The 8,344-nt window shown below is 71.9% G+C and carries 7 protein-coding genes; all 7 read left to right on the top strand.

What is annotated here, in order from left to right:
* Positions 1 to 207 precede the first annotated feature (207 nt).
* Positions 208 to 2,193, top strand: a complete 1,986-nt coding sequence (locus ACFW2Y_RS33130; protein WP_384886624.1) for a tetratricopeptide repeat protein — start codon at positions 208 to 210, stop codon at positions 2,191 to 2,193.
* A 146-nt stretch (positions 2,194 to 2,339) separates the two neighbouring features.
* Positions 2,340 to 3,455, top strand: coding sequence for an alanine dehydrogenase (gene ald / locus ACFW2Y_RS33125; protein ID WP_384886621.1), 1,116 nt, complete (start codon positions 2,340 to 2,342; stop codon positions 3,453 to 3,455).
* Between the two features lie 460 nt (positions 3,456 to 3,915).
* Complete coding sequence (locus tag ACFW2Y_RS33120) at positions 3,916 to 4,941, top strand: ParA family protein (RefSeq protein ID WP_384886627.1); 1,026 nt, start codon at positions 3,916 to 3,918, stop codon at positions 4,939 to 4,941.
* Positions 4,926 to 5,426, top strand: coding sequence for a hypothetical protein (locus ACFW2Y_RS33115; protein WP_384886618.1), 501 nt, complete (start codon positions 4,926 to 4,928; stop codon positions 5,424 to 5,426). Before ACFW2Y_RS33120 ends, ACFW2Y_RS33115 begins: the two co-directional genes overlap by 16 nt.
* Positions 5,427 to 5,472: 46 nt before the next feature.
* A complete protein-coding gene (locus tag ACFW2Y_RS33110; RefSeq protein ID WP_384886615.1) occupies positions 5,473 to 6,519 on the top strand; it encodes a segregation and condensation protein A in 1,047 nt (348 codons plus the stop codon).
* On the top strand, positions 6,516 to 7,109 hold the full coding sequence (gene scpB / locus ACFW2Y_RS33105) for an SMC-Scp complex subunit ScpB (RefSeq protein WP_384886612.1): 594 nt from the start codon (positions 6,516 to 6,518) through the stop codon (positions 7,107 to 7,109). The genes ACFW2Y_RS33110 and scpB overlap by 4 nt, the downstream gene beginning before the upstream one ends.
* Positions 7,109 to 8,332: a pseudouridine synthase gene (locus ACFW2Y_RS33100; RefSeq protein WP_384886609.1), complete on the top strand. Its 1,224-nt coding sequence runs from the start codon at positions 7,109 to 7,111 to the stop codon at positions 8,330 to 8,332. The genes scpB and ACFW2Y_RS33100 overlap by 1 nt, the downstream gene beginning before the upstream one ends.
* Positions 8,333 to 8,344 lie beyond the last annotated feature (12 nt).

Below are 8,344 nucleotides of genomic sequence, written 5' to 3'. Positions count from 1 at the left end.
GCCCTCGCTGGCCGGGGCGGCCCACCGGGGTCCGAACGGCGGGTTCCGATCCGATGAGCGTCCGGTGTGACGATCTGCTGATCCGATCGGGGGATGTGTCCGCCCTGCTCCGCGGGGTCCGCCTTCCGGCCTGAACTACGCTCGGAATCGCCCGTGCGGAGCCCCCCGCGGGATCGGCTCGTGCGCAGGTGGACGGGAGCGTGGCCCGTGACGGATCAGGCTGTGGCGGCAGCCGGCAGCCGGCAGTTCTTCGGTCGGCAGCGGGAGTTGAAGGCCCTGCGCGCCGACATCGAACGGACCGGCCTCGATACCCTCACCGGCCGCAAGGCGCCCCGTGCCCGGGTCCTCCTGATCGCCGGCAAACCCGGGTCCGGTCGGACCGCCCTCGCCGAGGAGCTGGCCGCCGGACTTGCCGACCGCTACCCCGACGGCGTCTTCCGCGCCCGGTTGACCGAACCCGGCGGCGAACCCGTCCCGGCGGGGCGGGTCGCCCAGGAGCTCCTCGCCGCGCTCGGGGCCGCCGAACCCCCCGGCGCCGCCGAGGACGAGCTGACCGAGCTGGTCCGGGGGGCCCTCGCCGAACGGCGGGCCGTCCTCGTCCTCGACGACGCCGTCGACGCCGAGCAGGCCGACCCGCTGATCCCCGACAATCCCGATGCCCTGGTGATCGGGGTCGCCCGGGGTCCCCTCACCGGCATTCCCGACGTCCGGCCCTGCACGCTCGGCGGGCTCGACTCGAAGTCGGCGATCGAACTGCTGGCGGCCTTCACCGGCTCCGTCCGCATCACGGTCGACCCGCAGGCCGCCGAAAGCCTCGTCGAGGAGTGCGGGGGGCTGCCCGGGGCCGTCGTCCTGGCCGGCGGTTGGCTCGCCGCCCGGCCCAAGGCCTCGGTCGCCGACCTGACCAAAAGGCTGCGGGCCCGGGCCGGTGACCCGCTCACCCGGTCCTTCGGCCTCGCCCATGAGGCGCTGCCCGCCACGGCCGCCCGGATACTGCGGTTCCTCTCCCTGGCCCCGCTGGGCCGGGCCGATGCCCACACCGCCTCCGCCCTGGCCGGCTGCTCGGTCTCCGCGGCCACGGCCACCCTCGCCGACTTCGCCGCCCTGGGGCTCGTCTCCGGCGGTGAGGACGGCCAGTACGAGGTGCGCGCCCACCTCGTCCCGCTGCTTCGCGCCCAACTGGAGGAGCGCGACCGGCCCGCCGAGGTGCAGCTCGCCCGGGCCCGGATGCTGGAGCGGACCGTGCGGCTCCTCCAGTCCTGCCGTGCGGTCACCGAACCCGAGGGCTCGCCGGCCCGGCGGAAGCTCGCCGGCCTGCCGCGCGCCCTGCGCTTCCCGAGCGCAGCTGCCGCCGCCGTGTGGCTGGACTCCCGGCAGGCCGTGCTCCTGGCCTCGGCGCGCCTTGCCGTCGCCGACGGGGAGCTCGACACCCTCGCACGCCGTCTGATTGCCTCCCTGGTCAGGGCGCTCGCCGCCCATCGAGGGGCGGAAGCCGCCGCTCCGGAGCTGTACGGCCTGCACCGGCTGGTCCTGGACGTGGCGGAGCGGCGCGGGCTGCACCGGGAGCGGGCCGCCGCGCTGCTGAACCTGGCCGATCTCGATGCCAGGACCGGGAGGACCCACGACGCCCTGCTGCGATATCGGTCGGCCCTGGAGGCCGGACGTCAAGCGAATGACCCGTATGCAACCGGCCGCGCAATGGAATCCGTAGGCGGCTCGTACCAGGAGCTCGGGGACTGGCAGCGGGCCGGTGACTGGTACGGGCGGGCGCTCGCCCAGCGGCTGGCGCGGGACGAGCGTCCCGACCAGGCCCGGCTGTACGGGCGCCTCGGCGCCGTGCAGACCTACGCCGGGCGTTACGGAGAGGCCCTGCGGAGCTGGCGCGCCGCCGCCGCCGGGCATCGGAGGCTCTCCGATCTCCCGGGCTACGCAAGGGCGTTGAGCGAGGTGGCCCGGGTCCAGGAGTACGCCGGGCGGCCCGACGAATCCCTGCGGACCTGCGAGGAGGCGGTGGAGTGGGCCCGTCGGGCCCGGGACTCCCGACTCCAGGCCGCCCTCCAGCTGAGGCTCGCCGACACCCTCGACCGCCTCGGCGACCCGGCTGCGGCCCGGCTGCACCGGTCGGCAGCAGGGAGACTCCTGGAAACGGAACCGTCTGCCTGCGAAATCCGCAGTAGCTCTGTCGAAGATTAGTACTTTGAAAGGCTAGACAGCGGGAACTCCTTCATTAGACTGGTTGCGCCGCGTTCGAACGTGGTCTGCCCCGTTGTGCCGCAGTGCATACGGGTATGTATCGCAGTGCCCCAGTTATCCCCCTGATTCAAGGACCGTGATCGACGATGAAGGTCGGCATCCCCCGCGAGGTCAAGAACAACGAGTTCCGCGTGGCCATCACCCCTGCCGGTGTCCACGAGCTCGTCCGCCACGGCCACCAGGTCTTCGTCGAGCAGAACGCCGGTGTCGGCTCCTCGATCACGGACGAGGAGTACGTCGCCGCCGGCGCCGAGATCCTCGCCACCGCCGACGAGGTCTGGGCCACCGCCGACCTGCTGCTCAAGGTCAAGGAGCCCATCGCGGAGGAGTACCACCGCCTCCGCAAGGACCAGACCCTCTTCACCTACCTGCACCTCGCCGCCTCCAAGGAGTGCACCGACGCGCTGCTGCAGTCCGGCACCACCGCCATCGCCTACGAGACGGTCGAGGCCGCGAACCGCGCGCTCCCGCTCCTCGCGCCGATGTCCGAGGTCGCGGGCCGTCTGGCTCCGCAGGTCGGCGCCTACCACCTGATGCGCTCGGCCGGCGGTCGCGGCGTCCTCCCCGGCGGCGTTCCCGGCACCCACGCCGGCAAGGCCGTGGTCATCGGCGGCGGCGTCTCCGGCTGGAACGCCACCCAGATCGCCGTCGGCATGGGCTTCCACGTGACCCTGCTCGACAAGGACATCAACAAGCTCCGCGAGGCCGACAAGATCTTCGGCACCCAGGTGCAGACGATCGTCTCCAACGCCTACGAGCTGGAGAAGGCCGTCATCGAGGCCGACCTCGTCATCGGTGCCGTCCTCATCCCCGGCGCCAAGGCTCCGAAGCTGGTCACCAACGAGCTCGTCGCCAAGATGAAGCCCGGAAGTGTCCTTGTCGACATTGCGATCGACCAGGGCGGCTGCTTCGAGGACTCCCACCCGACCACCCACGCCGAGCCGACCTTCCAGGTCCACAACTCGGTCTTCTACTGCGTGGCCAACATGCCCGGTGCGGTCCCGAACACCTCCACCTACGCCCTCACCAACGCCACGCTGCCCTACATCGTGTCGCTGGCGAACAACGGCTGGGTCGAGGCGCTGCGCCGCGACGAGGCCCTCGCCAAGGGCCTCAACACGCATGACGGCAAGGTGGTTTACCGAGAGGTGGCCGAGGCCCACGGCCTCGACCACGTCGAGCTGAGCAGCCTCCTGGGCTGACCCCCCGAGGGCATCCGCGACGACCCCGTCAACGCGTGCCGTCAATACCGCGCACCCGGCCGGACCTTGTTCGACAAGGTCCGGCCGGTCGTGTCTCCGCCCCTGCTAAAACGTTCGGGCAACTCGTCTTGAACGTAACCCTTTAACCGTTTCGCGCACCCCTGAAACATGTGGATGCGTGGCCGTGCACCCTTGACAGGGGCGTGTTCGGTTGCCGACACATCGGGGCGGGTCCGGCGGATTGTGTTGCTGCGGAGCGGTGACACGCCATAGAGTCGCCAACCGTCGGCATGGTGCCACGCTGACCTATCGATAAATGTTCCTGGTCACATCCAAGGAGGTAAGACGACTTGTGAATGAGTCGACATTTACTCCCGGGAGCGGTGCGCCAGGTGCCCCGATCGGCTCCGTCGCGGTGCGGACCTTCACGACGCACCAGCCCATGACGAGTGCCCACACGATGAAGACGATGGACGGCCTACACGTGAACGCCACGGCCGGCAACGAGATGGGCCAAGAGTCCACCCACTTCGCCGCCTATGACGAGGTGCCCGAGGGGCACTTCTACGACCCCGACGCCGAGTACGAGCCCGATCCGGAGTACGCGGCCACCCTCGCACCCGATGCTGCCCGTCAGCGCCGCGAGCGGATCGGTCCCACCGGACGGCCACTGCCGTACTTCCCGATCCCCGGCCCGCTGACCGACCACGGGCCCGCGAAGATCATCGCGATGTGCAACCAGAAGGGCGGCGTCGGCAAGACCACGTCGACCATCAACCTGGGCGCCGCGCTCGCCGAGTACGGACGACGGGTGCTGCTCGTCGACTTCGACCCGCAGGGGGCCCTGTCGGTCGGCCTCGGCGTGAACCCGATGGAGCTGGACCTCACCGTCTACAACCTGCTCATGGAGCGGGGCATGTCGGCCGACGAGGTGCTCCTCAAGACCGCCGTGCCCAACATGGACCTGCTGCCGAGCAACATCGACCTCTCGGCCGCCGAAGTCCAGTTGGTCAGTGAGGTCGCGCGCGAGTCCACGCTCCAGCGAGCCCTGAAGCCGCTGATGAACGACTACGACTACATCGTGATCGACTGTCAGCCCTCGCTCGGCCTGCTGACCGTGAACGCCCTGACGGCGGCTCACAAGGTCATCGTGCCGCTGGAATGCGAGTTCTTCGCGCTCCGTGGGGTCGCGCTGCTCACCGAGACCATCGAGAAGGTCCAGGAGCGGCTCAACCCCGAGCTCGAACTCGACGGCATCCTCGCCACGATGTACGACTCGCGGACCGTGCACAGCCGTGAGGTCCTCGCGCGCGTCGTCGAGGCCTTCGACGACCACGTCTACCACACGGTCATCGGGCGGACCGTGCGCTTCCCGGAGACCACGGTCGCCGGCGAGCCCATCACCACGTACGCCTCCAACTCCGTGGGCGCCGCCGCCTACCGCCAGCTCGCCAGGGAGGTGCTCGCCCGGTGTCACGCCGAGTGAGTCTGCCCGGAGCCGACGAACTCTTCCGCACGACCGGGGGGACGGCGCTCCAGGCGTCCGCACCCCGCCGCGCCGTCCCGGCCCCGGCGGCCGAGAGCGACACGACGGCCGCCGGGGGGTCGGCGGAGCACGCGCCGGCCGACTCCGAGGCCGCCGAGCCCCGCGCCCGCACGGCCGAGCCCGACGCGCCGGCGCAGAAGGCCGCTCCCGCCGCCGCAGTGCCCGCCCCCGCGGCCAGGCGGCGCGGTGGCCGGACCACGAACCGGCGGCCCAGCGGCCGTGAGCGCCACGACGAGAAGATCACGGTCTACGTCTCCGCCGAGGAGCTGATGGACCTGGAGCACGCCCGCCTCGTGCTCCGCGGCGAGCACGGCCTCGCCGTCGACCGCGGCCGGATCGTCCGGGAGGCCGTCGCGGTCGTCCTGGCCGACTTGGAGTCCCGCGGCGACGCGAGCATCCTCGTCCGCCGTCTGCGCGGTCGCTGACGGTAGCCTGCGGGCCTCCGTGCTCCTTGCTCCCCCCTGGACCTCCATGCACCACGCTCCTGACGAAACGTCCCGCCCGTCGCGCCGCCGCCTCCTGGGCGGTGGCCCGGGCGGGGCGGCGCTGGAGGCCCGGCCCCGTCCGGCCCCGCCCGGGCCGTCGGCCCCGGAGCCCGGCCAGCGGGCCGGGAGGAACCCCCGGCCCCCCCGCCCGCCCGCGCGGCAGCACGCCCGGGAAGACGCACCGCCCGTGCGGCTGTCGGCGACGGCAGCCGGGGCGGCTCCGACCGGGGCGGGGAACGGGCCCGACGGGCGGTTCACCGTGCGGCTCGCGAACTTCGAGGGCCCCTTCGACCTGCTCCTCCAACTGATCACCAAGCACAAGCTCGACGTCACCGAGGTCGCCCTCTCCGAGGTCACCGACGACTTCATGGCACACCTGCGGGCCCTTGGGCCCGACGGAGACCTCGACCAGACCACCGAGTTCCTCGTCGTCGCCGCCACCCTGCTCGACCTCAAGACCGCACGGTTGCTCCCCGTCGCAGAGGTGGAGGACGAGGCCGACCTCGCGCTCCTCGAGGCCCGCGACCTGCTCTTCGCCCGACTCCTGCAGTACCGCGCCTACAAGCGGATCGCCGCGATCTTCGAGGACCGCTGGGAGGCAGAGGGGCACCGTCACCCCCGCACCGTCGGGCTCGAACCGCACCACGCCGAACTGCTCCCCGAGGTCGTCATCTCCATCGGTGCCGAGGGCTTCGCGAAGCTGGCCGCCAAGGCCATGCAGCCCAAGGCCGAGCCCCAGGTGTACGTCGATCACATCCACGCCCCGCTGGTCAGCGTCCGGGACCAGGCCGCCGTGGTCGTCGCACTGCTCCGTGCCCGCGGCTCGGCGGCCTTCCGTGAGCTGATCGAGGACGCCGGGGACACCCTGACCGTCGTCGCCCGCTTCCTCGCCCTGCTGGAGCTCTACCGGGAGAAGGCCGTCGCCCTCGACCAGGAGACCGCCCTGGGGGACCTCACGGTCTCCTGGACCGGCGGGGACGCGGACCCGTCGACGGCCGTGACCGACGAATTCGACCAGGAGGACACCGCATGAGCGACCTCAAGCCCGCCCTCGAAGCCGTCCTCATGGTCGTCGACGAACCCGCCACCGAGGAGCACCTCGCCAAGGTCCTGGAGCGCACCCGGCGCGAGGTGGCCGACGCCCTGCACGAACTGGCCGAGGAGTACACCGCCCAGGGGAGGGGCTTCGAGCTGCGCCGGGTGGCCGGGGGCTGGCGCTACTACACCCGTCCCGCGTTCGCCCCGGCCGTCGAGGCCTTCGTCCTGGAGGGACAGCAGGCGCGGCTCACCCAGGCGGCCCTGGAGACCCTCGCGGTCGTCGCGTACCGCCAGCCGGTCAGTCGTTCCCGGGTCTCCGCGGTCCGCGGGGTCAACTGTGACGGCGTGATGCGGACCCTCCTCCAGCGGGGGCTGGTGGAGGAGGCGGGCGCGGAACCCGAAACAGGTGCGATCCTGTACGGGACGACGAACTACTTCCTGGAGCGGATGGGCCTGCGCGGCCTGGACGAGCTCCCCGAGCTCGCGCCCTTCCTCCCGGAGGCCGAGACGGTCGAGCCGGACTCCCTGGAAGGCGTCCCGTCGTTCGAACCGGACGCAGACGTAGACGACAAGACGGAACTTTGATGCGAAGCAGCAGCGGCAGGAACAGCAGCGGAAACAACGGCGGGAGCCGTGGTGGCAACAGCGGCGGCCGCGGCGGCAGCGGCGGTGGCCGCGGCAACGGCGGTGGCGGCGGCGGGCGCGGCAACTACCGCGGCGCCGGCAACGGCCGCGACGACCGACAGGGCCAGGGCGGCGGACGCCCGGGCCAGGGCGGCGGGCGCGCCGGTCAGGGCGGCCGGTCGGGCGGCGCCAACCCGCGCAGGCCGCGCCCGGAGGAGCGCAGCTACGACGTGGGCGGCTACGGCGGCCCCGGCGGTTCTTCGGACGCCCCCAAGCGCGGCCGGGGCGCGGCGGCGCGCGGCGGCGCCAAGGGCGGCCCCCGACAGTCCCCGCAGCGGAGCGGGGGCCGTACGACGCCCGCCCGCTCGCGCGAGTACGACGCCCGCGCGGAGGAGCGCAACCGGGAGCGGTACGCCGGCAAGCCCGAGGCCAAGACCCCGAAGACCTTCCCCGGTGCCGAGCAGGAGGGCGAGCGCCTACAGAAGGTCCTCGCCCGTGCCGGCATGGGCTCGCGGCGTGCCTGCGAGGAGCTCATCGAGCAGGCCCGCGTCGAGGTCAACGGTGAGATCGTGCTCGAACAGGGGATGCGCGTCGACCCCGAGAAGGACGAGATCAAGGTGGACGGCCTGACCGTCGCCACCCAGTCGTACCTCTTCTTCGCGCTGAACAAGCCTGCCGGCGTCGTCTCCACCATGGAGGACCCGGACGGTCGTCAGTGCCTCGGCGACTACGTCACCAACCGCGAGACCCGGCTGTTCCACGTCGGCCGGCTCGACACCGAGACCGAGGGCATCATCCTGCTCACCAACCACGGTGAACTGGCCCACCGCCTCACGCACCCCAAGTACGGCGTGAAGAAGACCTATCTGGCCGCCATCACCGGTCCGCTGCCCCGCGAGGTCGGACGGCGGCTGAAGGACGGCATCCAGCTGGAGGACGGCTACGCCCGCGCCGATCACTTCCGGGTGGTGGAGCAGACCGGCAAGAACTACCTGGTCGAGGTCACCCTGCACGAGGGCCGCAAGCACATCGTGCGCCGGATGCTGGCCGAGGCCGGCTTCCCGGTCGAGAAGCTGGTCCGCACCGCCTTCGGGCCGATCGCCCTCGGCGACCAGAAGTCGGGTTGGCTGCGCCGCCTGACCAACACCGAGGTCGGCATGCTGATGAAGGAAGTCGGCATGTAGGACCCGCGGCCC

It is taken from the genome of Streptomyces sp. NPDC058877, from assembly GCF_042742855.1.
Classification (GTDB): domain Bacteria; phylum Actinomycetota; class Actinomycetes; order Streptomycetales; family Streptomycetaceae; genus Streptomyces.
Note: the sequence above shows the minus strand (reverse complement) of the source record. Positions and strands in the feature narration are given on the sequence as shown.